The sequence below is a fragment of the Fontibacter flavus genome, assembly GCF_042432905.1.
In the GTDB taxonomy this organism is placed as follows: domain Bacteria; phylum Bacteroidota; class Bacteroidia; order Cytophagales; family Cyclobacteriaceae; genus Fontibacter; species Fontibacter flavus.
Window position 1 is genome coordinate 1 of record NZ_JBHLWI010000090.1, and the last position, 25,418, is coordinate 25,418.

Sequence of the window (25,418 nt, forward strand, 5' to 3'; positions counted from 1 at the left end):
TTGCCAGTCTGATTTTTAAAAACTACCTTAGACATTGTTGTATTTTGTTCAACTCTAAAATAATAATTTTAGAGAAGATCAACAATAAAAAAAGGGTGTCTCGACTTTTCGGACACCCCCTTTTATCAAAAACACAAAATTAAAAGTGATACGCCACCCTCAATGCCCTCAATGGAACCAGGTTGAATGAAAAGCTACTTTCTCCTTTTTGTTCCTGTACTTCCCCAAATCTATCCGTAGCTGACCTAGTCACTGAAGTACTGTACCTTCCCTGAAATCCTGTTTCTGCAGAAATACTGAACCTGGAATTGATATGGTATTTCATGCCCCAAAATTTAGTCAGGCTAAATGAAAAATCATCTACATTGACAAATGCATCATTACCTTCGAACATTTGGGTCAATTCTTTAAATCTACTGTTTGTATAGAAAAATCCTCCATCAATCCCGCCATATCCAATGAATTTTTCACTCAGTTTCCGCTGTCTCTCAAGGCCAATTTCAATTCCATAATTTAAAAAATTGGATTTATTATATGCTGTATTTTGGAAAAAACTCAGGTTATCCCTGAACTCATTCCGAAAATGCAGATTGGCCCTGAACCCCATGGCTTTGCCATTCTGTCCTGTATAATTTTTTCTATAGAACAGGGAATAAGGATAAGCCCCTCCAAAAATAGGTGGGATTTCTACCGCAAGTTCATGTTTGGTCTGTTTGTAATCAAAAACAGCCTTTTCTTCTTCGGTTTGGGAAAAGGCTGAAAAGGCAACAAACATTGCCAGCGAAAGTAAAAGCAATTTCTTCATGTTTTGTTGTTTAGGTGTTTGGTATAAAATCAAAATACGGCAATAAAACTAAAAGGTTCTAATTAAAGAAAAATAAATTAGTCAAATAATTCAATAATAAAGACCATGGATCAAGACCCTCTACCCCTTGTCCTACCCCCTCTGGTTCAAGTCCCCTCAGGTTCAAGGTATTCAGATTTATCTCCCAAGTGGGAGACTTGGACCCTATCTACTCAGTCTTCAGACTGAAAACTGTTGTCCTGCTTCTCCAGAAGCATGACTTACTCCCTCTCTATCTCTTCCCCAAAATCATTTTTCGAGCAGTGGTCAGTATAATTTAGACCGATAGCTAAATATTTTCAAGATATTTAAAGGATGCCTTTTGATTCATTCAATGATTGAAAGGCCAGCACTATGTGCACTATGCCCCCTATGTGGTAAAAAATTACAGCACCCAATTGGTTCAAGGCTTCATGCCCGGACTCCATCATTGCTATTTTTAGATCGTCCGCTGTCCTGCTTCTCCAGAAGCAGGACTCTGTTTTTCCACCTTTGGTTAAAGTCTTCAGATCTTCCCATCCGATCAGGCAGGCTTGGAACATATTCATTCGGTTTTCAAGCTGAAATCATCAAGAACACGGATTAAAAACCCGCAATATTCCTTCACAGATTTGCAATTTTCGAGTAGCCGCATTAAATCACAAATGAGGATAAATAGAGGAATTTAATAGGTTAATTTAAGCCCAATCAAAAACCTTTATCTTCTGCCCTCATATTCAAAATTCCCATTATCCCCCTAAAACCATCCAAAGCAGCCTCTTCATCTTCGATGATTTCTTCGGCTAATTCGTCCGGGTCGGGAAGGTTATCCAAGTCGGCCAGGCTTTTGTCTTTTAACCAGAAAATTCTTTGTCTGATCATTTACCCTTTTGATGATTTTAAATGTCGCCAGACTATCAGTCTACTACTAAATTGGCCAGATGACCTCTGGAATCCAAACGGTTTTTTGGCCCATTGATTCCCCATTAATAAAATCAATAATTAATTTCTTTAAGAATGGAGCTGCCTTTTGATTTGTCTCCACTTGTCCATTCCCAGGTTTCATGCGGCCTCAATTTACCATATGGTAAAAATTCAGGTCTTGAATAACATATTCCAGACATGAGGGATGTGCATACCCCTAATCCACACTATACCTCATCATTTGCCAAAAAACTGGTTCAGCCAGAATCTTAACTCCCATTTCCCTAGCCTTTTGGGACTTACCGGAAAGAGAGTTGGGATCAGCCGTTACCAAATAATCAAGCTTACTGCTTACAGCGTTTTTGATGATCATTCCACGTTCAAGAGCTAATGATTGGGCAACACTCCTCAAAATCGGTTCCCCATTTTTAGTAGCAACCAGCTGGCCTGTAAAACAAATAGATTTATTGTGGAGCTCAATAGATTGGTTTGTAGGAGGGTTATTTTCTTCTTTGGCTTGAATCATCAGAAACTCTTGATTGATATATTCTTCAAGTTGTTCTGTGCTAATTCCCAAAATCTCAGAAACTTTTACCAAATCCCTTTTCTCAGAATCTGAAAGAATATGATCCAAATAATACACATGAATGAGGTTTTTTAAATAGTGGATATGGATGTCCATAACCTGTGATTGGGATAAGCCAAATTCAGAAATTAAATCAAAGATTCCTTCTGCTTCTTCAGGGGTTACAATTCTGTCTGCCAATACCTCATCCAAAAGATTCAAATATTCCTGAACTGGCACTTCATCAGATAGATTATTCGGGAGTCTTTTGATAATTGATGATAGAATCACCCTCTCATTCTCAACCGAAACTTCTGCATGATCTCTTTTAAAACTCAATCCTTTGGGGATTACATCTTGATCAAATAAAAACGGCCTATTCAAAACTTCAATGAACTCTGAACTCCCCATATCATTTGCCATTTTCCTTAAACACTTGTAAACTTCTAATGTTGCTTGACAATCATGCATGGCAGCATGGGCATATGAGTTATCAATATCAAAATATTCACAAAAAGACTCCAGCCTTCTAAAAGGTAGATCAGGCAACAGCTTTTTAGAGATTGAAATTGTACAGACTCCATTCACATCTACTTCCCTTTGTAGATTCCTTTTCAATTCATGTTTAAGAAAGCTTAAATCAAAATGTACGTTATGACCGATAAGAGTTTTTCCTTTTAAATGATAAATCAAGTCATTCATTACATCCGCAAAAGAAGGAGCATTTTTGACCATAGATGCACTTATTCGGTGAACTTCAGATGCCGTGACTTCTCTTAAGGGATTGATAAGAGTTTCATATTCATCAATTACATTCCCTTCCAAATCAGTGGTAATGACGGCTGCCTCTACTATCCTATGTCCGCGGCGTGGAGAAAACCCAGTCGTCTCAAAATCTATAAAGGCAAGGTGTGGTGTATTATAAGTTGTCATATTGAGATCAATTTTATTCTACCTTTTTCATGTATTGCTTTTCCTGAATCAAGCATTTCTTGAATCGCAATCTCCATCTTTTCATTAACAACATTTACTATTCTTGAAAATCCGAACTCCCTGGAAAATACGGCAAGAATTAATACTTCTAGGCGTACAACTGGAAGTATTCTAAAGGCAACTAATTGAACACTTAATTTTATGTAATCTCAATTAGCTGAAAACAGGACTCCATTATCATCAAATTCATAAAAAAAACCACCAACTTCCAATAGGTTGTCCTTCACTTTCTTGTATCTGCCTTTATTAACCAATTTAAACTCATCAATTTCAATGATTCCCATCCCATAATGGGCTGTAAATAAATTATAGAAATTAATATTCCCATTTGGTTTTACATGTAAAGGAATGAATTCATTTTTTATAGCTTGAGGTATATTTCTTAAGGCATGACATTGAAGGTTCACTTCTTCCATTGCCTCAATTTCATTTTTATGATACTGCAATGCTTCTGACTTAATTTCCTCAAACAATGTTCTATTCAATTCATAAAGCCACTTCGAAGAAGTATTCATCCAGTCCGATGATGAAAAATTTGAAAGATATCCCTCTTCAAAATAGAAAAATAGACCTAATTCTGGAGCATGGTAAACATTTTCATTCTCTTGGGTAATCTTCATAAGACTGCTCAAATATTCATATGACAATGATCTTTCAGCGATTCCTTCTTCCAAAATATATTCGACAGCATCACTAGCATACTCAAAATTCCAATCAACTTTATTTAATTCTTTAATTATGGAATTGTAATCAGCTTTTAAATCACTACTTTTCATTAATACATATACTGGCTCTTTTGTGAAAACCTTAACTCCTATTGATTCAAATTTTGTTGAATCAAAAAGTAAAAGTGTATGGATTTGCGAAGTTTCATAACCAATTGATTTAATTATATCATTAATAGAGCCATTGCCTGGCGTTTCTTTTAACTCGATAAGTTCACTATTGACAACTTTGTATATTCCTGTTCTATTACCGCTAGGTTCTGTAGATTTTTTGCCAAATATTTTTCCAAACATCTTTTAGGAGCTTTAGTGATACATAATTTTAAATCTACCAATTCCCCCATAAACAAAAAATCCCCTGTTCAGGGTATTTTTCACCATAAAACTTACCAAACCCTGCCTAATACGGGCGGTACGACGGAGAAAAAATATACGCTATTTATCATTCCTTGCCTGAGGTGTCAAACCCGAGCTTGAAGAAGGGTAATGCTCCAGAATTTTAACCAAACAGGCTATGTTCCAGAAAATCCACCTAACCCATTATTACAGTTGTTTCCTTACCAAAGTAACAAAATTCAGCACCGGAATTTCTCATGTCAATCTCCCCTTTATGAAAACTGACATTTCTTAAAATTAGGTTCTCTTTTTTGATATTAATGGCAGTATGAGCTGATGCCTCAACATCCTTTGAAAATGCTATGACCTGTTTTCCAGAAGGTGTTGATATAGAAAATTGCATCTGATCAGAATTTAATTTATATCCTTTATAGAACATGTTCAAGGATTTAATTATAAACTCCTTATCTGGGATATTCTGTAGTTCTAATCCAATCTTATCATCATCCTCTTTAATAATAAGCCTGTTTCCTGTAATTTCTAGATCACCCACATTGGTTGGAGCATACCAAACATTATCTTCTATTTCAAAAAGTAATTCGTCTGAGGTATTAAAAAATTTCGCATTTAAAAAGTAACGATTTAAGCCGTTTTCTATTCTTTTTTCAATGTAAATGAGACGATTATTGTCTATGGTGATTAGGTTAAGAGTGTTGGTAAATCTCTGCCTACCAAATACTATGGTTGGTATAGTTTTTCCGAAATCAAAATATTCTTTTATCAATCCGCTTTCCAAAGATTTAGGATTCTTCATTGCCTCTTTAACAGTAGAGACACATAAAATCTTTCTAGTCTTTTTGTCGTGGCATGTACCACATAAGAGCGTTATGTTTTTTGGATTATGGGTTTTGGCCTCTGTCCATTCAGGGTCAACGTGATCATATTGACAAATCGCACTTCCACATACCACACAGGCAAATCCTGAATTTTTCCTTACTTTTCTTCGAACGGATGCAGGAATATGTCTACTTAATCCATATTTATTTACTTTCATTATTCATCTTGATATCCATTTCTAAAAACTGTATTTCTTGAATTATTCCCTCGGCCCCATAAACCTATCTCCATTAAAATGAATCATGTGCTCTGGTAATTCCACAAGCCAAACCTCTGTTTCCCAAGCTATCTCCGTACTGTGTTTCTTGAACTCCTTGAAATCCGGAAATGCTGTTACATATACTTTACCGGATGAGCAGTTAATCAACAACTCTTCCAACTCAATATATCTCTTGGGAGAAATTGGGCCATGAGATGTAACTGCTTCAATTAGATAAAGCCAATCTTTTTCAGAATCATATAGAACGACATCGGGTAGCTTGCTATGGTTTAAATTAGGTACTCCGATTTGTTGCATGAGATTTTCATTTTTATAGAGCCCTTTGTCGGCTGTGTCACCAACATAAACCAGATGAGATCCAGGGGCAAACCTTGGAGCAAATTCGTTAATAATTGCCACCTGAACTTCATTGTGCTTACCAGGGGAAAAATGAATGATTTGACCATCTTTCAGCTTCAAAGGTATTTGCTTCATGGACCTGTTTTTAGCATACTTTTCCTTAAGAAAACCTATTTTCTGCTCAAATTCATTTAATTGTGAGGTCCATTTTTTTGTCCCAAAGGATCTAATAACATTCGCAGCATCTGGACTCAGGCAGTAGTGATTGTCCTTACTGTTGGTAGGAATAGCCGGGTTTTCTGGATTATGCAATATGATACCTGCCTGCAAAAACTGATGAAGAGTTTGTCTGCGGATAGTCTCTCTTGAATTTTCAGCATAATGTACGTCGTAATGCTCAGCGATAAACCGCATAATTCCAAGATATCTTGCATTGTCCTTATTCCCCATTACTGACATATTCATGGGGTCAACATCAGACCATTTATCATTAGCTTTTATATTACAAAGTGCAAGCAGGGTTAAAGCAGACCTATCGTTTTGTTGTCCTTTTGGTAATCCAAGTGCTTTTAAAATTTCCTTAGCTTCTTCAATTTTATGTTTCATGGACTACTTCAGTTTCAAAATAATTATTGATGACTAAGTCTATTTTTTCCTTGGTAAAATCTCCCTTATTCAGAAATTCAGTCCCGATTTCAATTATTTGCTCGATACTTGGAAAAGGCATTCCTTTTAGTTCAGTAGCACTTACATTGACATTACCATTGAAAACTCTAAATAATGTGTCAAAGGCAGTACTGTTCAATATTGTAGCTATGCCTAAAACTTCCTCTTTACTAAGTTCTCCAGAAGGTCTATAAATATAGTTCAATTTATTTTCTACTCCGACATACTTTTCTTTCTCTTCGGATCCAAAATATGGAGCTGCAACAAGCCGGTTTTTATCATCTTTGCTGCTGAACCTTCTTAAAAAAACGTAATTTTTGCTTGGGAGTAATATGGAGCTAGTCTCCTCATTGATCAGGATATATTGACCTTTTTCAGGTTTGGTAATAGGCCAGGTTAAAACCATTTGGGTTACATTATGTAACCAATACAAAGGCGCCAAAAAAACAGTCCCATTTTCGAATTGTTCTCTTATTTGTAACCTGCTCCTAAATGCTACAACAGGACCCGTAGATACTTTTATTCCAAAGTCACTAAGTTTAAATGTCCATTGCTTTAATTTTAAAAGAATCTCTTCCTCATTTTGACTTGTAGGGAGATAAAGGATTTTATCCTTACTTTTTTGGTCCAATATCTCTCTGTATGGATGTGTTTTTGCTTGAAGATGATCCAAATCTTTTATACCTGCTGATGAAGTTATTTGAATCTCAGATTCATCTTTGGATTTCTTCCTTCCTTTTAAGATTACAGTTTCCTGTAGTACTTTATCTTTTGCAAAAGTATCCTTCCTTGAAACAAAAAGGTGAATTCGCTCTATGGTGATTTTGTCGAAAAAATAGTTTCTGAACTGCCTGAAATACCCACCTGATGCGTAGCTTCTTGGGGTAATGAAGACTAATTCACCATCTGAAGTCAGTAGTTTTGCACCTAATGCCATAAAGATGGCATAAATATTCGGGTGGCCATTGACAACCACTTTTGCTGCAATAGCTCTGGGATCTGCAATTGGAAGTTTGAAATAAGGGGGATTTGAAATTACTATATCATATCTGCCTCTTTCCTGTATAAAAAGCTCCGACTCATCCCTAAGTTGATCAGCAAAATGAAGGATAAAATCCTCTTGATGAATAACGTAGGATATTTCTATGCTTTTTGACTTCCAAAAAGATTGAAGATAGGATAAAGCATCTCTTAAAAAAGGGATCAATTTATCATCTGTTTCGAAGACAGTTATTTCAATGGATTTTAATGAACTTAATTTGCTCCCAAGAGCTTCTACCATGCAGCAGGTCAATAAACCTACACCGCTACCGGGATCAAGAATTTTTAAGGTTGATTTTTGGCAATTGACCATTGAAGCCATCAAATGTCCAATTTCCAATGGAGTGAAAAATTGCCCTTTAACTTTCTTGTCTTTGGCATCACTTGATTTTGCATAAGCATTCCCCAATCTATCAGCATATTGACTTGGCAATTCATCGACAAAAGGGGAGGGGATCTTACTCATATTAAACTTAAATCAAAATTCTTTTTTTATTGAAATGCCTAAAGTTAACTATTAAAATTTAATCCTGCTTTTACGGAATTTTAAAAGTGAGACAAATGGTGTCGTTAAAAACCTTGAATCAGGTTTTTTGCAACTCAAACATAAATACTAACCAAACAAAACCCATTAATCATGGGGTCAATGTCCTGTGAAATTTCAACTCAAAGGGGTCAATATCCGCCGGAATTTCAAACCAAAGGGGTCAACATCCGCCGGAATGTCAGTCGAATGCAGCCAAGCAGACTAAATTCCGTTCCAGAGGGGTCAGCATACTCCTTGAAATCCAATCAGCAGACCCTACTTAAAAAATCTATAATAAATAGATATGTCAAGATTCCGTTCAAAATATAATAAGACTAGTTCAGGCTATTGATTTCAAAGGAATTGTAATTTAACTAAAGTAATCATTAATATCTTTTTCAATATTAGTGAACTTTATTTTTACATCTTCGCCTTGATAAAAATTGAGTAAATCCTCTTTTGTTAATGTACCTTCCATCAAGAATTTTTTGAGGTACTGCTGGTTAAATTCCATTAACAACATACTTTTTTCCAGTTGTTTCAAAATGGCTTTATTATTCTCAATATTACTATGCACCAGGTTTTTTATAGCTGTGATTTCATTTATATCTTTTATAAGTCGATTAACCAATATCACCAATATATCTTTATCCAATTCTAATTGTTTGGCATTTAAAGCAATGTCTCGGGCCAACATATATGCAATTGCCAAGTTGGAGTAATCTCCTTTTTGTGAATTGATAATGGCAACGAAACCAACTCCGGGAATGTAACCCACGTTTTCAAAATTCTTAAGAATGGAGTTTTCTACTAAGGAAATATCAAATACAATCAAACTTACTTTGCTATCTCTGTTGGCTTGTGCTTCTATCAACTGGCTCCAAGCTGTATCAGATTTACGAGTAAAAATATCTTTGCTTTCAATATCTCCTAAACGAACACTTTTATCAAACTTACATTCGATAGCTATTTTCAATTCAGGCTTTCCGTTTATTTCGCAAATAATATCTCCAGTTTTGTTTTTGGGTAAATTCCCTGCTGAATTACCTGTTAAAAAAGCACGATCCTTTAAGCGTTTATCTGCAAAGTATTGATTTAAAAATTCTGCAATTTCATCTTCTGCTAAAGTTCCTTTGATAGTTGACTTATAGAAAAGTTCTTTCTTCATTTCAAAAATCATCTTCAAACTTTCAAGTTCCGTGCCCAGTTCATTACTGGTTTTGGAAAGAAATGCCGACATACGATCTTCCATTAATGCCAGTACACCTATGTAAATAGCCCTAAGCAATTTTTCATCTCGTTCGGCTGCCGGAAGGTTATCGAAATAGTTGAAAACGATTTGGTTTTCGATTTCGAATTCTTTTATCTCTAAGCGTTTAAGCTGTTGGTTTATCCTTAACATCCTGATCTAACTTTTAAATTATATTACAAACCTCATATCCTTTATGCCTTTTTCACCCACCCATCTTTGAAACTCCTCTACCAATCCTTCTGAAAAATCTTTATCAAATGGTTCTTCCTTGCATTTTGTGCCAATAAGATCATCTAAGATTACTTCAACAGATTTTTTTACGGCATCTTCTTCTTTAATTTTTTGGTACATTATCCAAGGTTTATCTTTTGCAGATGAAGATTTATAGTTTCCATCCTCATCAAGTTCAATATCATTATGAGCTACCTCAAATGTTGACATAGAAACTCTATGAACTACTCTTAGGCCCGATTTTCTCGCATTTGTTATTTGAGTATAAATATCCTGATTCCCCGTCCAGACATTATTGATATTGCCTTTTTTATTCTTTGGATAATCAGTATCGTGCAGTACAGAAAAATCTATTTTGAAATGCGTTAGCATTTTTATCAAAGGAATGATTGTGTATTTTCCTCTAGCTCTTATTAGTATCGGGCGGCAATTAACGTGATATTTTCCTGCATTCATTCTCATAATTGTGTCAAACGCAGCATATTCAGTATCACCCTCAATCAGAATAGGATACTGACCGAAAAACATTTCAGAAAGGTTTTGGTCAAAACTGTTAAGTAATTTCAGATTTTCAATTTCCTCGTCAGAAAATTTAATCTCATCAGACCGATAGGTATTTGGAGTGGGATTGCCCTCATTTCTCGATAATCGAACTATTGTTGTATGATCCTCAAAAGGATTAATAAAAAGAGGGCTGTGGGTTGTAAGCATAACCTGCCAAGATGGATCGTTAGCCAGTTCATAAAGGTATTTAGATGCAGCTCTTATTCCATTTGGATGAAGAGCTATCTCTGGTTCATCTATTAGCAACATATAACCTGGTAATGCTACTTCATTATTTCTTTCATCTATCGCTTTTTCTGCCTCAATTTTTTTTGCATTTTCTAACTCTTCTTGCTTTTCATCAATTGTTACTTGTTTCGCTTTTTTTGTTGCATCAGTCTTTGCCTTTTCCTTTTCGCCTTCAAGTTTCTTAATATCTTTTTCTATTTGTTTTATTCTTTTTTCATTATCGGCTTTAAAAGTCCTTACTGCCTGTAGCCTTGACCGAACCTGTAATAATGACCAAAACAATGCTCTTTGAGAACCACTCCCTTGCTGATCCCAGTCTATATTTTCTTCAAATTCTTTAATATTTAATTTAGACCCTTTAATCAAAGCATCAAGAGGGTCAACTTTCAAGTCTGACATTCCTATATTTAAATCAATAGAAAGATTTGGGAAGATTTTATTATGACTATTAGTCATTCTTTGGCTTATTTTTTCAATAATCTCTTTATGCTCTTCTACTGGCTTTTGAGCGTGGTCAGTAAAGACCTCTAATGCCTTGCTTAACTCGGATTCTTTATTATCTAAATGTGAACGTAGATTCTCAGCGATAGGATCAACTATAAGCTTCAGTAAATTTTTTAATTCCGCTTGCGGATTCTCCAATGCACCTATTCTGAAGGGGACAGGTAATCGACTATTAAAAACATTATCCAGACCTGCAGCATTACCATCATCTGAATATTCTTGAGTTTCGGGATCGTACGTTTTTCTTGTCTTAGAACCATTTTTATCCCATTCCCATCTGCTTTTTACAACTAATAAATCTCCCTGTTTCTCTTTCCACTTCTCAGCTATATTAGCTGTTCCTTCTGGTATGTGAACTGAGATTTCTACATAAGTATTTTGTTGATCGGATCTTTTACAATAATCCTTATCGTAAGAGTATGTTTGTGTACCAACAGCTAATTCATAAGCTCTCAATACAGTTGACTTACCAGCATTGTTATCTCCAACAAGGCATAGGATGTTATCGAGGCTGACCGACAGGCCTTCGTTGCCGATACATCCTAAATTTCCAAAAGATATTTTTAGTAATTTTGATCGCATATAATTATTGCATTAATCATATAAGTTTTTCACATATCGGTTGATGTAACTATTCATACCACTACCACTTCGGGCAAGTCTTTTCATAGTTTCGACGTGATGCTGACCTGCTTTTCGGTAGCTATATCGGTAAGTCCGAACTGAGCCTGAAAACTTCACAATGATATAATCAGAACCTATTTCATAGGAGGAGACACCTGAATCCCCTCCTGAATTCCTGTATCTTTCCATGATAAATATTATACTTTAGAAAAACGGTATACGCCTTTAATATTCTGGGCTAGATACTGACCGTGAGAACTTGCATTCATAAGTTCTTCGTGAACATATTGAGGTACATCAAAATATTGATATACGCCACCATTCAAAAATTCAATTTCTAATGTTTGTGAATCTGCATCGTAACCTATTGAGGCAATGTTTGAAGAGGTAACTGCTTGTCTGTTCATAGTTTTAATTATTTAATGATACGTTTAACAAATGGACTTTGGGCTCTCCAAGTCTCTAAAAATTCTTTATAATTTGGTTGTTCCTCCATTTTGATTCCCCATCCACCGGGATGCATTGAATCCTCGTCTCCTTGCTCGTCATAAATGATTGGATCTTGGCTATCTGGTCTTCGATCTTTAGGTGGAGCATCAATTAATGTCCGCATAGGAAGTTTTACAGCCTCACCAAGTATAATAGCTTCGCCTGTTCTTAAAATCGGTAACATACTGGTCAATCCTTCTAAATTATCCGTTACAGCGCTTGTAATATGCCCTCGATCTGTAGCATTCGCTAATCGCAAGGCAAAGAATGTCCCACATTGCGAAAGAATCGTAGAATTTACTTCTGAAGGTCTTTGGCTTACAATCATTGCTCCAATACCATACTTACGCCCCTCTTTTACAATTTTCTGGACTATTGGTAATGCACTGCCTTCGTTGTTCAAATAATTATGTGCTTCTTCCATAAGTAATAGCAAAGGTCTGTTTCTACCTCCTTGAGATAGATTTCTCGCCCAAAAAAGACCATCATAAATTATTCTCAATAAAACTCCTATGATAGTATTGAGGATTGAATTTGGCACTCCAGACAAGTCCATTATTGTGATTGGCTTATCACTTCCTATCCATTCCTGAATCAAAGAATCCAGATCTTTCTCTGTTTTTCCATCTTCATCAGGTGTCCATTCGCCTGGTTTAAATAAAAAATCAAATCGTGGGATTCTTAGTTTTGCTCCCAAAGAGTGGAGTTGTTGTCCTACATTCAGATTTGATGTGGGGTGCTGAACACGCTCTCCATTTTCTCTATTTGTATTAATGGGTTTGAAAACAGGGGGAATTCCTGTCGAAAGATCTCCTTTCATCTCTAATCCTGCATCATCAAGTTCAAATGCAAGTGGACGATCAGGACGGTCAGGATAAAACTTGCCAAAGTTTTCCAGATAAAGTTTATACCATAGTTTATTTAAACTAAAAGCTATCGGAGAATCCACATTTAGTGTATCTTCGGAAACGCCTTCTTTTGCATATTTTGTTAAGCTTTCTTTTTTTGCGAAGGATATCTGCTCTAGAACATAATTCTCGTCTTTCTCATTACTAAAGGCTCCAAAGCTTACACTACAAAGTTCTTCAAAGTTTAATGCCCAAAAAGGTATAAATAAATCCTTTTCAATACTTCCTGCTGTCTTATCTGCATTTACTTTAAAAATATTTGCTCTGTCTCTTAAGGCATGGCCATATTCACCATGCAGGTCAAATACAAGCACTCTTGCTGATGGATAATTTACTGGATCAGAAATAGCATTTAGAATACTTGCAACAGTTGTTGATTTTCCAGAACCCGTAGTACCCACAATGGCAGAATGGCGAGTAATCAATTTATTGATATCAATTAGTGCCGGAATGGATTCAGCACCTGCTATGTGCCCTACCTTTACGAAGTATGGCCTATCCGGCTGTCCGTAAATCTTCTTTAAGTCACTTTCTGAGACCAGATGAACCTCGTCGCTGATCGTAGGATATTGAGATATTCCCCTTTGGAAAGAACCGTTTCTTTGTCCCTCCCCAATCAGTTGTACTTTGATCCACCGATATCCATAAGGCTGTGCCAATATCTGATTTTCAGGAACGGCACTGGCACCTACTTGTGTAACAATACCAAACAGATCAATATAGCCAATAGGAATTTTTACAAATGAGCCAATCTGACCAATACGATACCCTTCTCCATCCACATAAGTAAGACCAGATGGTGCCGTATTATCCAATGAAACACTTAGTGATGTACCGCTAACATCTTGAATTGTTCCTAAATAAGTAGATTTAAACGCCATCCTTCTCAATTTTGAATTGTTCTTTGCCGATTAATTCTTGCAGAAAATCGCCTAAAACAGAAAAGTCCCCAATGCAAAATTGATATTCTCTTAACTTTTCGCCTGTTTCTTTTCCTTCCTCATTTAGTACTGGAATATCCTTCGGCTTTATAGCATTTGCGAGATTTTCTTCGGCTTCAAAATCTAGTTTCGTTGGTTTCCATTTCGCTCTAAGTCCTCCAATTACGGCCTCGTCCAAAGTCCAGATACTTAAGTTTGATCTGTTTTCTGCCAAGTTTAAAGCCTTCTCATAATTTATTATCGTTTTAACGGTTGTCTCTTCACCTTCTTTCTCTTCTGTAATTGTTGTTAAATCCCCATATAACAATGCTATTACCATGGCCGTAGGGTTCGCTCTTAATGCATTTAGGATTGTATCATTTAAATGATCGTCACTAAAAGAATAGCCGGACAATATCAATACCGCTGAATTCTGTCTTAAAAATTTGTTCAAGCGATCTATCAAGGCCAAATATGGCATTTTACGACTTTGGTCATATTTCAAATGAGAAGGATGGATAATATACGAATCACATTCTTCTAAACTAGTGGAACGATAAACATCTTTATTGTCTTTGAGATACCAGTTTATAGATCCGTGGATTTTCCATAGTCTTGTCCAATGAATGGGTATCAGATTATCTTCAACAGCCCGTAAGTCAAAAAAAGGAAATCTCGTCCCTACAAACCCATCAAAATATGGAACTTTTAAAGATTCGAATGCTTCTTCTAATAATAGATCGTAATTAGTAGTGAATATTTCTATAGGAGTATCCCGATCAATATTATTTACCCATTTAGCTAATTTGTGATAAGGCGTTTTATTATTAGGTAATTCTACATTCAATTTTTCAGCTATTTTCTGACAAACTATTTTCTCAAGATTTTTTAATTCAGTTTCGGAAAACCCTCTAATGTCAGTAGCTCCCTTAGAGATTTGCATCATGCCTCTCAAAAAACTTAAAATATCCTCAATATTTGGATTGATCTTTCCTGTTTTCACCACTTCTTCTATAAGTTTGGTATATGCATCTGCTAAACTTCGTGTAGCATTTTTAATAACAGTTGTTTCTTTGTCTATTTCATCTTTAACATATTTAGTCAAGCCAGCTACATCAGGAATCAATGGCCATTTTCCCTCAGGCATTGCAACAGCTAATGGACATCCTGCTGAAATAAAAAAGCCTACAGGTTTTTTATCCTGAGACAGCGTTTGTCTTAAATATTTAGATTGACGGATTGGGTCGTGAAATGTCATTTAAGTAAGGGATTAAAAATGAAACTTTAAAATATTAAAGAGAATGATCAAACCTACCTATTTCTTAACTCCAAAAAAATACCCTGTACAGGGTAATTTTACAAAAAACCAACTCAAAAATGATAGGATATTAGGCATTATAGATTTAGAGTGGAATAATTGAGGGTTTCTTATTAGGTATACAATCAGAAAATTCTGAATCCAGGCGAGGAGTTTGAATTCGGGTCATAGAATAGATTGTTTTTTATGTGCATCCGTATCCTTGCATGGTAAATCCAAAAAACCAAACCCTCAACTTTACTTCAAACTGTAAATTGAGAATTTGGAAGGCGGGATGAATTTCGACCGGGCCAGCGCAGGCCTTGAGCGTGGATAGGATTCGAAATTCTTGATCTTTTTGTTACTTTTTGCATTAAGGTAAAAAGTAAAAAGCATTTTACTCAATTGAAAAAGTAGATTCAAAGAATGGCTAATTGGTTTTTAATTTAAAATAGAAAACAGAACCTTTACCGGTTTTATCAAACCTTTCTATTTCCCCTTTTCTATATAGTCTATTAAGCTCTCTAGAAAGATCTTTACTATTTAACTTTTTGTCAGGGAAAGCTTTAATAATTTCGGAAACGCGCATGCCAGACTTCATTTCAGGTAATTTTAAAACTTTAATTTTAATGAAGCTAGGTAAAAAATTTTTATCAAATAGATAATTTGGTGAGTTTATATTCTTTGAAAAAAAGTTCTCTAAATGGCTTAGTTTCTCACCTAAGAAAATTTCCTTTTCATTTATGAGATCATCAATTTTCACATTGTAAATAGTTGCCAGATCAAATAGAGTACTTGAATTAGGAACCACACTATTGTTTGACTTTTCAAGTTGCCTAAGGTGGTCATCTGAAAAACCACTAAGTACATGTAAGCCTAATATTGATAAATTTGCCTGCTCTCTCAATGATTTTAAATTTTTGGCAAGTTGCTTTAAATCAATTGTTTTTCTATCTATTAAACCCATTTGACAAAGTCAAGAATAATTTTGTCATCATTTTTTGGGTTTTTGTTTTACTTGTGGCTACAAATTACTATATTAGCAATGTCAATTAAGAAAATAATTGATAATTAGGCATCTAACCTAGTCCAGTTGCAGAAACGTAGGAAATTTCTTGAAACAATGGACATAGAGTAGAAGCCCATCCGCTATATTTACAATATAGAGGTGGGCTATCTCTTTGTAATTTTGTTTCAAGAGACTCTTTGGAGTTAAGGCTTCCTACGTGCCGTGCAACAAATTATAAGAGATATGTTCACCTCTCTACTTTTTGAGAGGGCTCTTTAATGGACTTTTTATATGATAAACCATGAAAGCGAGCACCACACACATCAATCTTTTTGCGCGACCGCATCGCACCTTGCCAAGCAGGGTGGAGGGTTTGGCTTGCACTTCCCCTTATCAGCTCGGTAGAATCATCTCCCTAAAAGAGGTCCAGCGCAACATCATCAAATCTCCTGTTTGATATTTTAGCTTCCCGGTAAGGAAGGATGGCCTTGACTCTTTAGTCTATTCACTGGTTTTATCCCTTTCCTTTCTACCTGTCCGCTGCAGAGGATAGGGTATCCATAGTAAAATTCTTATTTCTGACTGATCATGAGCTGCCAAAATGGTGGCCTGGAAGAGCTTTGTCTGTTCTTTTTAAGGCACCCTTCCCTGCTGCTTCTGATCCTAAACTGACTGCATGAAAAAATTGATACAATCATGCTTCCTGGGACTCCCATGTCTTTACCGGAGTGTCAAGTACGGAAGAAATCATGAACTGGGACACTATTCCTGCCCCAATGAAAGTTTCCGGGCCATGGTGTACCTGGGCAGCAAACATCCATATCTGCTCTGCATATCCAAATCCATCATGGTGAAATACCTGGAGGCCAAAGCCAGACTAAAAACATAAACCCAATACTATGAACCCACTTACAACCACTGCAATCAAAGGATTGCTATTTGACGACAGCTGAAAGTTGCCTGTCACCCTCACAGGACCCCCACCGTGTCTTTTCTCATAAAGGTAAAAACGAAGCAATAGACCCAAATGTAGCTAGCGGATGCACAAAAGGTGACGGTACTACAGCGGTGCGGGCCGGGTAAAAGTGCTTCTAGCGCTTTATGTTCCGGGGCCGGGTCTGGTTGGTCTTTCATTGGCCGAAATGATAGATGGCCATCCATTTCCCGGCTTCCTTTTGATTCAGAACACCAAATTCATGTCCCTCTCTAATAAACACATATCAAATTTTCATTTTCTAAATGGTTCTTCTTTAAGGCCATAAACATTTAAATAAACCCAAACTACTAACCTTTAAGATTGAAATACAAATCATGAAAAAAGCAATCTATCTATTACTCACAACAACACTCATCGTCCAATGGACATATTCCCAATCTGAATTCACCCCCCTGGCTATTGGGGACAAATTGCCGGATCTGGTATTTGAGAATACGCTTTACAACGGTGACAGGGAAATCCGCCTTTCGGACTACAGGGGCCAGCTACTGATCCTCGATTTCTGGGCAACATGGTGCTCCCCCTGTATTGCAAGTTTCCCAAAGCTGGACAGCCTGGAAAAATCATTTGGCGATAAGTTGACAATCCTTCCGGTTACTTATCAAGATAAACAGGAGGTAGAAAAGCTTTTTTCAAGAATGGCCAAACTCAAGGATATCCAAAAACCCATGATATATGGTGACAATATACTGAGAACTCTTTTTCAGCATAATTCACTGCCATACTATATCTGGATAGATCAGGGGGGAACTGTAGTTGCTTTAACTTCAAGTGACGAAATCAATACCAGGAATATTGAGCTTTCTATCGCCGGAGATTTTAATGGAATTAATTCAGTTCAGCAGCAGGAAAGTCAATTTGACCAAAATATCCCACTAAGAGATCAGATCGGCAAAGATATTCCCCCTGTCTACCAATCCACACTTTGGGGTTATGTCCCCGGCTTCCCTAGCATGGCTTCAGCAGGCTCTTTCTTTAGCCAAGATGAAAAAACTATCAGGATTTTCTTTACAAATGTACACTTAATGCACTTATACCGCTATGCTTATAGAAACGGCAACACTGCAATAAATATCAAAAATGTTGACGTAAGGACCGAACGAAAAGGTCCCTTTGAAGAAACCAAAACACACAGCAATACCCAAACCAAAGCATGGATGGAAGACGGGAATGTTTTCACCTATGAACTCGAAGTAGACCGCATCCACAAGGACAAAGTGTGGGAAATCTTTAAAGCTGATCTGCAAACATTCTTCCCCCAATACAATGCCAGGGTAGAAAAAAAATCTGTGCCTGCATTGGCACTAGTCGCTAAGGAAAACTGTGATCTAAAAACAAAAGGCGGAGAACCGTCACATGAATTCACTGTCTATGGCGCCAAAATCCAGAACAGATCCCTGAATTACCTCATTTCCTACCTCAACCTCAAATTTCTCCAACAAGATGAAAGAATGGTTATTAACCAGACCGGGATCATCGAACCTGTCGACATCCAGCTTGAATGCAACATGACAAACCTTGATGAAATAAAAAAAGCCTTATCCTATTATGGACTGGACCTGATTGAGACTGAGGCAGAGCAGGAAATACTACTGATTACAGACAGGTATTGAAGTTTTTAACCAATAAAATCAAAAAAAATATGAAAAAAGTATACTTCATTTCATTGATACTGTTTGCCCTGATGGTTAATAAGTGCTGGGCACAGAACACCTCCCTGTTGAAAGGGCAGGTTTTGACCAAAAAGGATGGTTCACCACTTCCGGGTGCTAATGTAACTCTCAAAGGTCAAAATATAGGAACCGTCACAGATGCTGACGGACTGTTTACACTTAATCTTCCAGAAGGTGAAGCACGTTTGATGTTTAGTTATATCGGATTTGAATCCAAAGAAAGGGAGATCAATATGCCCCTTTCAGGATTGCTGACTGTCTACCTGGTAGAAGCTGGACTTGATCTGGAAGATGTTGAAATCGTCTCCACCGGATATCAGCAGCTTCCTAAGGAAAGGGCCACAGGATCCTTTGTCAAACTAGATGAAAAATTGATCAACAGACGGGTATCCACCAATCTGCTCGATAGGCTGGAGGATGTAACCCCAGGCTTAGTATTCAACAGGTCCAATGCTGACCCAATAGGAATCAGGGGAAGAAGTACACTCTTTGCCAATCCCAATCCATTGATCATAATAGATGACTTTCCATATGATGGGCCACTGGAAAACATCAATCCCAATGATGTGGAAAGCATCACTATACTCAAAGATGCTGCGGCATCTTCTATATGGGGGGCAAGGGCAGGCAATGGCGTAATCGTCATCACAACCAAAAAAGGAAGTATAAAATCTCCTATACGTGTAAGTTTAAACACCAACATTACCAGTACTGAGGCACCAGACTTCTTCTACAGACCCCAGATGTCTGTCAACGATTACATCGACATTGAAATTGAACTATTTAACCGTAATTTTTTCAATTCAAGAATCTCTCATCCACGAAGACTCGCTTTAAGCCCTGTGGTCGAACTGCTCCAAAGTAACCGGTCGGGAGAGATTTCTAACGAGGAAATGAACCAGCGGATAAGTGCCTTAAGACTGGTAGACTCCAGAGATCAGTATGACCTTTTCTATCGCAATCAAGTATTCAGCCAAACGGCACTAAATATCAATGGAGGCTCCGAAAATTTTCACTTCAATACCACTATAGGCTTTGATGAAAACAGAGCATCCTCCAAAGGAGATAAGAACAATAGATTTACCATAAACAGTAACCAGACTTTACTGATGCTCAACAGCAGACTCCGCATTAATACCGGCATCAACATAACACAATCCATAAGACAAAACAACAGCCTGGATCCAACACGTTTACAGCTGTCCAGCACAGACCCCAGAATGTATCCCTATATTGAGTTTCAAGACGCTGAAGGTGATCCTTTGACCGTACCAAAGGATTATAGGATTTCCTACCTAAAAAGTCTTGAAGGATTGGGGTTAAAGGACTGGTACTATAGGCCTTTGGAGGAACGTAATCTAAAAAACAACCAAACTTCCCAGACAGAAATTAGATTAAACCTAAATACAAACTACAAAATAAATGAAAATCTGTCAGCTGACCTCAGGTATCAGTATTGGACAAACAACATTAATCAAAGGGAAATCATCCATCCGGATTCATATGAAGCCAGAAACCTGTTCAACAGTTTTTCCTTCATAGATAATTCCGGTTCCATATTGAGCAATTTTCCTGAAGGAGGCATTTTCAACCAGGGAATTGATCAGGGCTTCAGCCATACTTTCAGAACAAACCTCACCTACAGCAATACTTGGGGAAAAGACCATCAACTTATTGCATTGGCAGGATATGAGGCCAAAGATCTCCAGCGAACTGGACACAATTCACGGCAATATGGATATGACCCGGATATTGCAGGGGTAAAACCTGTGGATTATATGACTAATTTCCCCCTCTTTTTCGCCCCGAATATTGTACAGCGGATTCCATTTGCCGATAGTCAGTCAGGTGTTGTGGACAGGTTTATTTCCTTCTTTGCCAATGCCGGTTATGAATACAAAAACAGGTATCTTTTGTCTTTTTCTGCAAGAAAAGATCAATCAAATCTTTTTGGAGTCGAGACCAATATGCGTGGGGTTCCACTTTGGTCTACAGGTCTGGGATGGATTCTTTCTGAAGAAAATTTCTTCAATTCAGACCTGTTTCCATACTTAAAACTAAGAGCTACATATGGGTACAGTGGCAACGTTGATAATTCTCTGTCTGCTTTTACAACTGCAAGCTTCTCCCCAAGCAGTCCCTTTACCGGATTACCTTATTCCACCATTGTAAATCCCCCAAACCCTAACCTGAGATGGGAGAGGATAAGTATGGCCAACATGGCAATTGACTTTGCAACAAAAAATAACAGATTAAGCGGAACAGTGGAATATTATAAGAGAGTCGGTCAGGATATGATCGGCTTCGCAGCAGTAGCCCCTACTGCTGGACTCCAAACATTCAGGGGCAATACAGCCACTATCAAGGGCTCCGGGATTGATCTTGAGTTAACCAGCCTTAACATCGACAGGACATTAAAATGGAATACTACCTTCTTGTTTAACTATTACACGGATGAAGTCACAGGCTATAAAAGAGACCATCCAACCAACATCGTTTTGAATTTCGGAACCAACTCCATGTACCCGGTTACCGGGTTTGGAATGTTTCCTGTATTTTCTTACCGGTGGGCTGGACTGGATCCGAATAATGGTGATCCACAAGGAATCCTCAACGGGGAAATAAGCAAAGATTACCTATCTATCACAAGAGATGCTACCTTTGACGATTTGATTTACCATGGAACCTCAAGACCAAATATTTTTGGTGCACTGAGAAATGATTTCTATTGGAAAGGTTTTAGTCTTTCAGTCAACCTCTCCTATAGATTAGGATATTATTACCGCAGGGAGTCAATTATTTACGGGAATCAACTTGGGCTTGGTGGACATGGAGACTATGCTTTGAGATGGCAAAATCCAGGTGATGAATTAAAAACCAATGTACCTTCCAAACCAAATGCTACCAATACCAACAGGGACAATCTATACATTTTCTCAGAAGCATTGGTAGAACGTGGGGACCATATCAGGTTACAGGATATCAGACTTGGTTACAATATTGACAAAACCACATGGCAAAATCTTCCTTTTCGAAGTGCAGAAATATATTTCTATGCCAACAATCTTGGAATAATCTGGAAAGCAAGTAATGACCCAATTGACCCGGATTTCAGATTTATGCGGCCTCTGAGAAGTATTGCGGCAGGTGTAAGAATTAATTTTTAAAATCAGGACCAAACCATTTTGAAGTCCCAAATATTACATCTGGCCCATGGCCCCTCTTATTACCATGTTTGATAAAAAATACTAAAATCTTTTAAACAGATAAGCAATGAAAAAAACACTAAACATATTTCTGTTAGCCATTATCGCAATGGGCTGTGATGGCTTTCTGGACGAGAAGCCTCTCAAATCACTAGTGGTCCCTTCCTCACTGACCGATTTACAAGCCTTGATGGACTATGAATTCTTTATGAATACAGCTCCCGGAATTCCAGTAATCACTTCCGATGAATTCTATGCATCAGAAGGTATATGGCAATCAATCCCACTGGCAACCCTCCGCAATGCATATATCTGGAAAGAAGATGATCTAAATGAAGGTGAGATTAATCCTGACTGGATAAAAGCCTATGAACAAATCTTCTATACCAATATCGTATTAGAATCAATAGAAGGAATTACAAGGAATTCAAACAATGCAATCCAATATGATCATGTAAAAGGAAATGCAATATTTCACCGTATTTTAGCTTATTATCATCTACTTTCTCAATTCTCGGCAATGCCACAAGATGGTGCAGATATGAACCAGTACGGTTTGGTCATCAAAGAGACAGCTGCAATAGAATCCCCTCCTGTTAGAATTACAGTGGGCGAATCTTATGATTTTATTGAAAATGAATTGATACGTGCTTTAGACCTTTTACCCGAAACCAGTACTTTTGCCACCAGACCATCAAAGGCCAGTGTCTATGCGCTTCAAGCTAGATTTTACCTTTTTCAGGGAAAGTTTATTGAAGCTGAAAAAGCAGCCGAAGAAGGTCTGAAATTGAATAACTTCCTGATAGATCACAACGATTTAGATCCCTCACTGGCAAACCCCTTTCAAAGATTCAACCAAGAAGTGATCTTTCATGAAGAACTCGTATTCTCTTCATTGCATTTAAATGCCGATATTTCCCCAGAACTTTATGACCTTTACCAAGGCAGTGACCTTAGAAGAGAAACTTTTTTTAACGTCAATCAAAACACAGGACGAATTACCTTTAAAGGAAGCTACAACGGAATGGTAACGCTGTTTGGCGGATTCACAACTGCGGAACTTTATCTTATCTTAGCCGAATGTCAGTTAAGGAACGGAAAGCTATCGGAAGGATTAGCCACTTTAAATATATTTCGATCTAAGAGGTATTTGACCCAGGATTTTGAAGAAATCCAAACTGAAAATAAAGTAGAAGCCCTAAGATATTTATTTCTAGAAAGAAGAAAAGAGCTTGCCCTAAGAGGAGCCCGGTGGTTTGATCTAAGAAGATTGAATCACGAAGAGGAGTTTAAAGAAACATTAACCAGAACGCTTGGAGGAATCACATATACACTTGAACCAAACTCCAGATTTTACATCCTTCCAATAATGGATATTGAGATTGCAACATATGGATTATTGCAAAACCCTTAAAAATTAAAGGGCGGAAGTTAAACTTCCGCCTTATAATTAAACTGTTTAAGTTTAAAGTGGAATGTATGCTCCAAAAACCTCAGACCCTTCAATTACCTCTCCAAGGATGGGATCATTATCAACCAATTCTGCGGTACAGATTACATTTGGATTTTCACCACAACGGTAATTTACACCTACTTGACCGGTAACCATTTCCCATTCTCCATTAATCAGTGTGAATTTTGGGTTCTGATTCTCCAGTGTCGGCTTGGTAAATGCAAATGCAAATACCGCAGCCAACACAAATGCTAATAATGGTAATCTTTTGATTAAAGTATTCATCACGCACTTCTTTTTTTAACATTCAAAAAAGACAGCAAAAACGTTTTTGGTTGTTATCCTACTCTGTTTTAGGGTTTTCGGACACCCCTATCTACTTGACTTTGCTGTCTGGGTTTTGTGCTGATTTCACCTAGATCACTTTACCCATGAAATCGGACAGCTTGGGTTTCGATCTTAACCTATCCAAAGCTAAAAAGACAATTATTTTATTGCAAACCACATATTGTCAGCACTTTGTGTAAATCGAATTTTGCACAACAACTTTGAATTAATCATGTTTTACAATATAAATCCGGAAAATTGGCACTAATCGCACATGCAAATTCCCTTATTGTTTATTATTTTAACACTTTCGTTTTTTACCTGATTTTAAACACCATGGTGAGTGATTTTAAATATAAATTGGACATATTTTTATATGCCAAACAAAATGACCTGCTTATAAAGTCAGCTTTTCCAGCTCTTTTTGCCTCTTCCAAAAAAGTGGTTTTCAATAAAGGAGAACAGCTTAGATTTAAATACAATGACATCCCTCACTTGATTTTCCTCCATCAAGGTGCAATCTTGGGTACTCTCTATGGCAATGGCAATCAATTATACAAAGCCCTAAAAGTCCAAAAATCAATATTTCTGAATGGGCCATGCAATTTTACTCCCTTCGAAATTGATGAGCAGGAATGGATCGTTGCCAATAAGGCGGAAATTACCGCCATATCTTTGAACCTTCTGCTTGAAAAGGTAGAAGAAATCGAAGGGGCCAGAAGCAGAATTGAAAAACATATCACTGATGTGATATTATTCGACTTCCAATGCTACCATAAGCTTTTAAATATTTCCCCATTACAGGGCAAAGTCGACTACCTTGTGGAACATCTCCCATTATGCCTGGAAAAAACAAATAAATATCTTGCAGAGTATCTAAATGTCTCCCAAAACGGACTGGCTAACGCCATCAATCAATGGGGCAAAATTAACTTTGAGGAAGAATAATATTTCCGGCTACTTCTCCCACTCCCCTACAGTATTTAAGCTGTCCGGTATCCGAGATCGGTTAGTGAACTTGCCTAACTTTGCTGAGGTGAAAAAATATTCTCTGGCTGCCGGTGTCATTTTGGATATCCATAATAAAAACAATGAATTTTGTCTTTTGCCCAATCTCTCCCCCCTATTGGACAATATCCTTGATATTAAGGGACTTAAAAAAACTTTTACAAATAAAATCACTTCAAATTTTTCTCCGACCAGAAGAACCAATATGCCATGCCCCACAATATTTACAACGGTAGCAAGATAATTTTCCCAGTAGTTCACGGGTATACTTACCTTCTTTTCCAAAAGGAAAATAATAAGTCAAAAACACCATCCAAGCAATATCATATGTTGGATACTTGATTTTTCCCAAACATCCGGTTACTTCTTTAATCAGCTCTTTGCTAGCTTTATTATTATAAACAGCAGGTAACATGACATACTTTTTCTTCAATTTACTGCTTCCAAACCTAAAAACCAGATTAAGAAATTTTCAACTGGGGATAAATCCAATTTTATCCAACCAGTTACACAAATTCCCTTTTTAACACTGCAATCACTTTACCAACTAAATAACCTCAACGATTTTAAAAAAAGCATACCTCCAAACCTCCTCTATAGGGTGAAATTCCCTAAATAACAAAACTATATTTTATCATATTTATTTACAAAAAATACAATTATCTACCCTAAA

General features: G+C 37.0%; 23 protein-coding genes. 5 read left to right on the forward strand and 18 right to left on the reverse strand.

The genetic code is table 11. The features are described from left to right. Window positions 1-139: 139 nt before the first annotated feature. The 16 genes from ACFFIP_RS18965 to ACFFIP_RS19035 all read right to left on the reverse strand — a co-directional run bounded on the left by ACFFIP_RS18965 (window position 140) and on the right by ACFFIP_RS19035 (window position 16,039). Window positions 140-805 carry a hypothetical protein gene (locus ACFFIP_RS18965; RefSeq protein WP_382389365.1) on the reverse strand — a complete coding sequence of 222 codons (666 nt, stop codon included), beginning with the start codon at window positions 803-805 and terminating at the stop codon, window positions 140-142. A gap of 347 nt (window positions 806-1,152) precedes the next feature. Continuing rightward, window positions 1,153-1,386 (reverse strand): hypothetical protein, encoded by a 234-nt coding sequence (locus ACFFIP_RS18970; protein WP_382389366.1) that lies wholly within the window; start codon window positions 1,384-1,386, stop codon window positions 1,153-1,155. A 145-nt stretch (window positions 1,387-1,531) separates the two neighbouring features. After that, window positions 1,532-1,705, reverse strand: coding sequence for a hypothetical protein (locus tag ACFFIP_RS18975; protein WP_382389367.1), 174 nt, complete (start codon window positions 1,703-1,705; stop codon window positions 1,532-1,534). A 113-nt stretch (window positions 1,706-1,818) separates the two neighbouring features. Continuing rightward, window positions 1,819-1,947, reverse strand: coding sequence for an avidin-fold protein (locus ACFFIP_RS19510; protein WP_496385423.1), 129 nt, complete (start codon window positions 1,945-1,947; stop codon window positions 1,819-1,821). A 17-nt stretch (window positions 1,948-1,964) separates the two neighbouring features. Next, entirely contained in the window at window positions 1,965-3,245 is a 1,281-nt protein-coding gene (locus ACFFIP_RS18980) for an exonuclease domain-containing protein (protein ID WP_382389368.1), read from the reverse strand. 209 nt (window positions 3,246-3,454) lie between these two features. Continuing rightward, entirely contained in the window at window positions 3,455-4,324 is an 870-nt protein-coding gene (locus ACFFIP_RS18985) for a hypothetical protein (RefSeq protein WP_382389369.1), read from the reverse strand. 238 nt (window positions 4,325-4,562) lie between these two features. Beyond that, complete coding sequence (locus tag ACFFIP_RS18990) at window positions 4,563-5,420, reverse strand: HNH endonuclease (RefSeq protein WP_382389371.1); 858 nt, start codon at window positions 5,418-5,420, stop codon at window positions 4,563-4,565. A gap of 42 nt (window positions 5,421-5,462) precedes the next feature. After that, window positions 5,463-6,428 (reverse strand): BsuBI/PstI family type II restriction endonuclease, encoded by a 966-nt coding sequence (locus ACFFIP_RS18995; RefSeq protein ID WP_382389373.1) that lies wholly within the window; start codon window positions 6,426-6,428, stop codon window positions 5,463-5,465. Then, window positions 6,418-7,995: an Eco57I restriction-modification methylase domain-containing protein gene (locus tag ACFFIP_RS19000; protein WP_382389374.1), complete on the reverse strand. Its 1,578-nt coding sequence runs from the start codon at window positions 7,993-7,995 to the stop codon at window positions 6,418-6,420. Before ACFFIP_RS19000 ends, ACFFIP_RS18995 begins: the two co-directional genes overlap by 11 nt. A 430-nt stretch (window positions 7,996-8,425) precedes the next feature. Next, window positions 8,426-9,457 carry a hypothetical protein gene (locus ACFFIP_RS19005; protein ID WP_382389375.1) on the reverse strand — a complete coding sequence of 344 codons (1,032 nt, stop codon included), beginning with the start codon at window positions 9,455-9,457 and terminating at the stop codon, window positions 8,426-8,428. Between the two features lie 18 nt (window positions 9,458-9,475). Next, complete coding sequence (locus ACFFIP_RS19010) at window positions 9,476-11,416, reverse strand: ATP-dependent nuclease (protein WP_382389376.1); 1,941 nt, start codon at window positions 11,414-11,416, stop codon at window positions 9,476-9,478. 12 nt (window positions 11,417-11,428) lie between these two features. After that, window positions 11,429-11,647, reverse strand: a complete 219-nt coding sequence (locus tag ACFFIP_RS19015) for a hypothetical protein (protein ID WP_382389377.1) — start codon at window positions 11,645-11,647, stop codon at window positions 11,429-11,431. Window positions 11,648-11,655: 8 nt separating this feature from the next. After that, window positions 11,656-11,865, reverse strand: coding sequence for a KTSC domain-containing protein (locus ACFFIP_RS19020; protein WP_306566546.1), 210 nt, complete (start codon window positions 11,863-11,865; stop codon window positions 11,656-11,658). An 8-nt stretch (window positions 11,866-11,873) separates the two neighbouring features. Continuing rightward, complete coding sequence (locus ACFFIP_RS19025) at window positions 11,874-13,736, reverse strand: ATP-binding protein (protein WP_382389378.1); 1,863 nt, start codon at window positions 13,734-13,736, stop codon at window positions 11,874-11,876. Beyond that, window positions 13,726-15,033, reverse strand: a complete 1,308-nt coding sequence (locus tag ACFFIP_RS19030; protein WP_382389379.1) for an SIR2 family protein — start codon at window positions 15,031-15,033, stop codon at window positions 13,726-13,728. The genes ACFFIP_RS19025 and ACFFIP_RS19030 overlap by 11 nt, the downstream gene beginning before the upstream one ends. A 469-nt stretch (window positions 15,034-15,502) precedes the next feature. After that, complete coding sequence (locus tag ACFFIP_RS19035) at window positions 15,503-16,039, reverse strand: helix-turn-helix domain-containing protein (RefSeq protein ID WP_382389380.1); 537 nt, start codon at window positions 16,037-16,039, stop codon at window positions 15,503-15,505. Window positions 16,040-16,757: 718 nt separating this feature from the next. Between ACFFIP_RS19035 and ACFFIP_RS19040 the strand changes: the two genes are divergently transcribed. From ACFFIP_RS19040 to ACFFIP_RS19055, 4 genes are all read left to right on the forward strand, one after another. After that, entirely contained in the window at window positions 16,758-16,970 is a 213-nt protein-coding gene (locus ACFFIP_RS19040) for a hypothetical protein (protein WP_382389382.1), read from the forward strand. 422 nt (window positions 16,971-17,392) lie between these two features. Continuing rightward, window positions 17,393-18,691 (forward strand): TlpA family protein disulfide reductase, encoded by a 1,299-nt coding sequence (locus ACFFIP_RS19045; protein ID WP_382389383.1) that lies wholly within the window; start codon window positions 17,393-17,395, stop codon window positions 18,689-18,691. A gap of 29 nt (window positions 18,692-18,720) precedes the next feature. Beyond that, complete coding sequence (locus ACFFIP_RS19050) at window positions 18,721-21,918, forward strand: SusC/RagA family TonB-linked outer membrane protein (protein WP_382389384.1); 3,198 nt, start codon at window positions 18,721-18,723, stop codon at window positions 21,916-21,918. A gap of 106 nt (window positions 21,919-22,024) precedes the next feature. Then, window positions 22,025-23,371: a RagB/SusD family nutrient uptake outer membrane protein gene (locus ACFFIP_RS19055; RefSeq protein WP_382389385.1), complete on the forward strand. Its 1,347-nt coding sequence runs from the start codon at window positions 22,025-22,027 to the stop codon at window positions 23,369-23,371. A gap of 51 nt (window positions 23,372-23,422) precedes the next feature. Here ACFFIP_RS19055 and ACFFIP_RS19060 read toward each other — a convergent pair whose 3' ends face one another. Beyond that, window positions 23,423-23,695, reverse strand: a complete 273-nt coding sequence (locus ACFFIP_RS19060; protein ID WP_382389475.1) for a DUF6520 family protein — start codon at window positions 23,693-23,695, stop codon at window positions 23,423-23,425. Window positions 23,696-23,995: 300 nt separating this feature from the next. Here ACFFIP_RS19060 and ACFFIP_RS19065 point away from each other — a divergent pair, with 300 nt between their 5' ends. Then, window positions 23,996-24,685 (forward strand): hypothetical protein, encoded by a 690-nt coding sequence (locus ACFFIP_RS19065; RefSeq protein ID WP_382389386.1) that lies wholly within the window; start codon window positions 23,996-23,998, stop codon window positions 24,683-24,685. Between the two features lie 235 nt (window positions 24,686-24,920). On the opposite strand, the gene ACFFIP_RS19070 is transcribed toward ACFFIP_RS19065, so the two are convergent. Beyond that, entirely contained in the window at window positions 24,921-25,160 is a 240-nt protein-coding gene (locus tag ACFFIP_RS19070; RefSeq protein ID WP_382389388.1) for a hypothetical protein, read from the reverse strand. Between the last annotated feature and the right edge of the window lie 258 nt (window positions 25,161-25,418).

What these genes read in the sequence shown, in the direction of transcription:
- ACFFIP_RS19045 (WP_382389383.1), top strand. Translation starts at nt 17,393, where the DNA reads ATGAAAAAAGCAATCTATCTATTACTCACAACAACACTCATCGTCCAA.
- ACFFIP_RS18980 (WP_382389368.1), bottom strand. Translation starts at nt 3,245, where the DNA reads ATGACAACTTATAATACACCACACCTTGCCTTTATAGATTTTGAGACG.
- ACFFIP_RS19005 (WP_382389375.1), bottom strand. Translation starts at nt 9,457, where the DNA reads ATGTTAAGGATAAACCAACAGCTTAAACGCTTAGAGATAAAAGAATTC.
- ACFFIP_RS19035 (WP_382389380.1), bottom strand. Translation starts at nt 16,039, where the DNA reads ATGGGTTTAATAGATAGAAAAACAATTGATTTAAAGCAACTTGCCAAA.
- ACFFIP_RS19020 (WP_306566546.1), bottom strand. Translation starts at nt 11,865, where the DNA reads ATGAACAGACAAGCAGTTACCTCTTCAAACATTGCCTCAATAGGTTAC.
- ACFFIP_RS19040 (WP_382389382.1), top strand. Translation starts at nt 16,758, where the DNA reads ATGAAAAAATTGATACAATCATGCTTCCTGGGACTCCCATGTCTTTAC.
- ACFFIP_RS18965 (WP_382389365.1), bottom strand. Translation starts at nt 805, where the DNA reads ATGAAGAAATTGCTTTTACTTTCGCTGGCAATGTTTGTTGCCTTTTCA.
- ACFFIP_RS18970 (WP_382389366.1), bottom strand. Translation starts at nt 1,386, where the DNA reads ATGTTCCAAGCCTGCCTGATCGGATGGGAAGATCTGAAGACTTTAACC.
- ACFFIP_RS18985 (WP_382389369.1), bottom strand. Translation starts at nt 4,324, where the DNA reads ATGTTTGGAAAAATATTTGGCAAAAAATCTACAGAACCTAGCGGTAAT.
- ACFFIP_RS19070 (WP_382389388.1), bottom strand. Translation starts at nt 25,160, where the DNA reads ATGTTACCTGCTGTTTATAATAATAAAGCTAGCAAAGAGCTGATTAAA.
- ACFFIP_RS18995 (WP_382389373.1), bottom strand. Translation starts at nt 6,428, where the DNA reads ATGAAACATAAAATTGAAGAAGCTAAGGAAATTTTAAAAGCACTTGGA.
- ACFFIP_RS19055 (WP_382389385.1), top strand. Translation starts at nt 22,025, where the DNA reads ATGAAAAAAACACTAAACATATTTCTGTTAGCCATTATCGCAATGGGC.
- ACFFIP_RS19060 (WP_382389475.1), bottom strand. Translation starts at nt 23,695, where the DNA reads ATGAATACTTTAATCAAAAGATTACCATTATTAGCATTTGTGTTGGCT.
- ACFFIP_RS19050 (WP_382389384.1), top strand. Translation starts at nt 18,721, where the DNA reads ATGAAAAAAGTATACTTCATTTCATTGATACTGTTTGCCCTGATGGTT.
- ACFFIP_RS19030 (WP_382389379.1), bottom strand. Translation starts at nt 15,033, where the DNA reads ATGACATTTCACGACCCAATCCGTCAATCTAAATATTTAAGACAAACG.
- ACFFIP_RS18975 (WP_382389367.1), bottom strand. Translation starts at nt 1,705, where the DNA reads ATGATCAGACAAAGAATTTTCTGGTTAAAAGACAAAAGCCTGGCCGAC.
- ACFFIP_RS19000 (WP_382389374.1), bottom strand. Translation starts at nt 7,995, where the DNA reads ATGAGTAAGATCCCCTCCCCTTTTGTCGATGAATTGCCAAGTCAATAT.
- ACFFIP_RS18990 (WP_382389371.1), bottom strand. Translation starts at nt 5,420, where the DNA reads ATGAAAGTAAATAAATATGGATTAAGTAGACATATTCCTGCATCCGTT.
- ACFFIP_RS19510 (WP_496385423.1), bottom strand. Translation starts at nt 1,947, where the DNA reads ATGTCTGGAATATGTTATTCAAGACCTGAATTTTTACCATATGGTAAA.
- ACFFIP_RS19015 (WP_382389377.1), bottom strand. Translation starts at nt 11,647, where the DNA reads ATGGAAAGATACAGGAATTCAGGAGGGGATTCAGGTGTCTCCTCCTAT.
- ACFFIP_RS19025 (WP_382389378.1), bottom strand. Translation starts at nt 13,736, where the DNA reads ATGGCGTTTAAATCTACTTATTTAGGAACAATTCAAGATGTTAGCGGT.
- ACFFIP_RS19010 (WP_382389376.1), bottom strand. Translation starts at nt 11,416, where the DNA reads ATGCGATCAAAATTACTAAAAATATCTTTTGGAAATTTAGGATGTATC.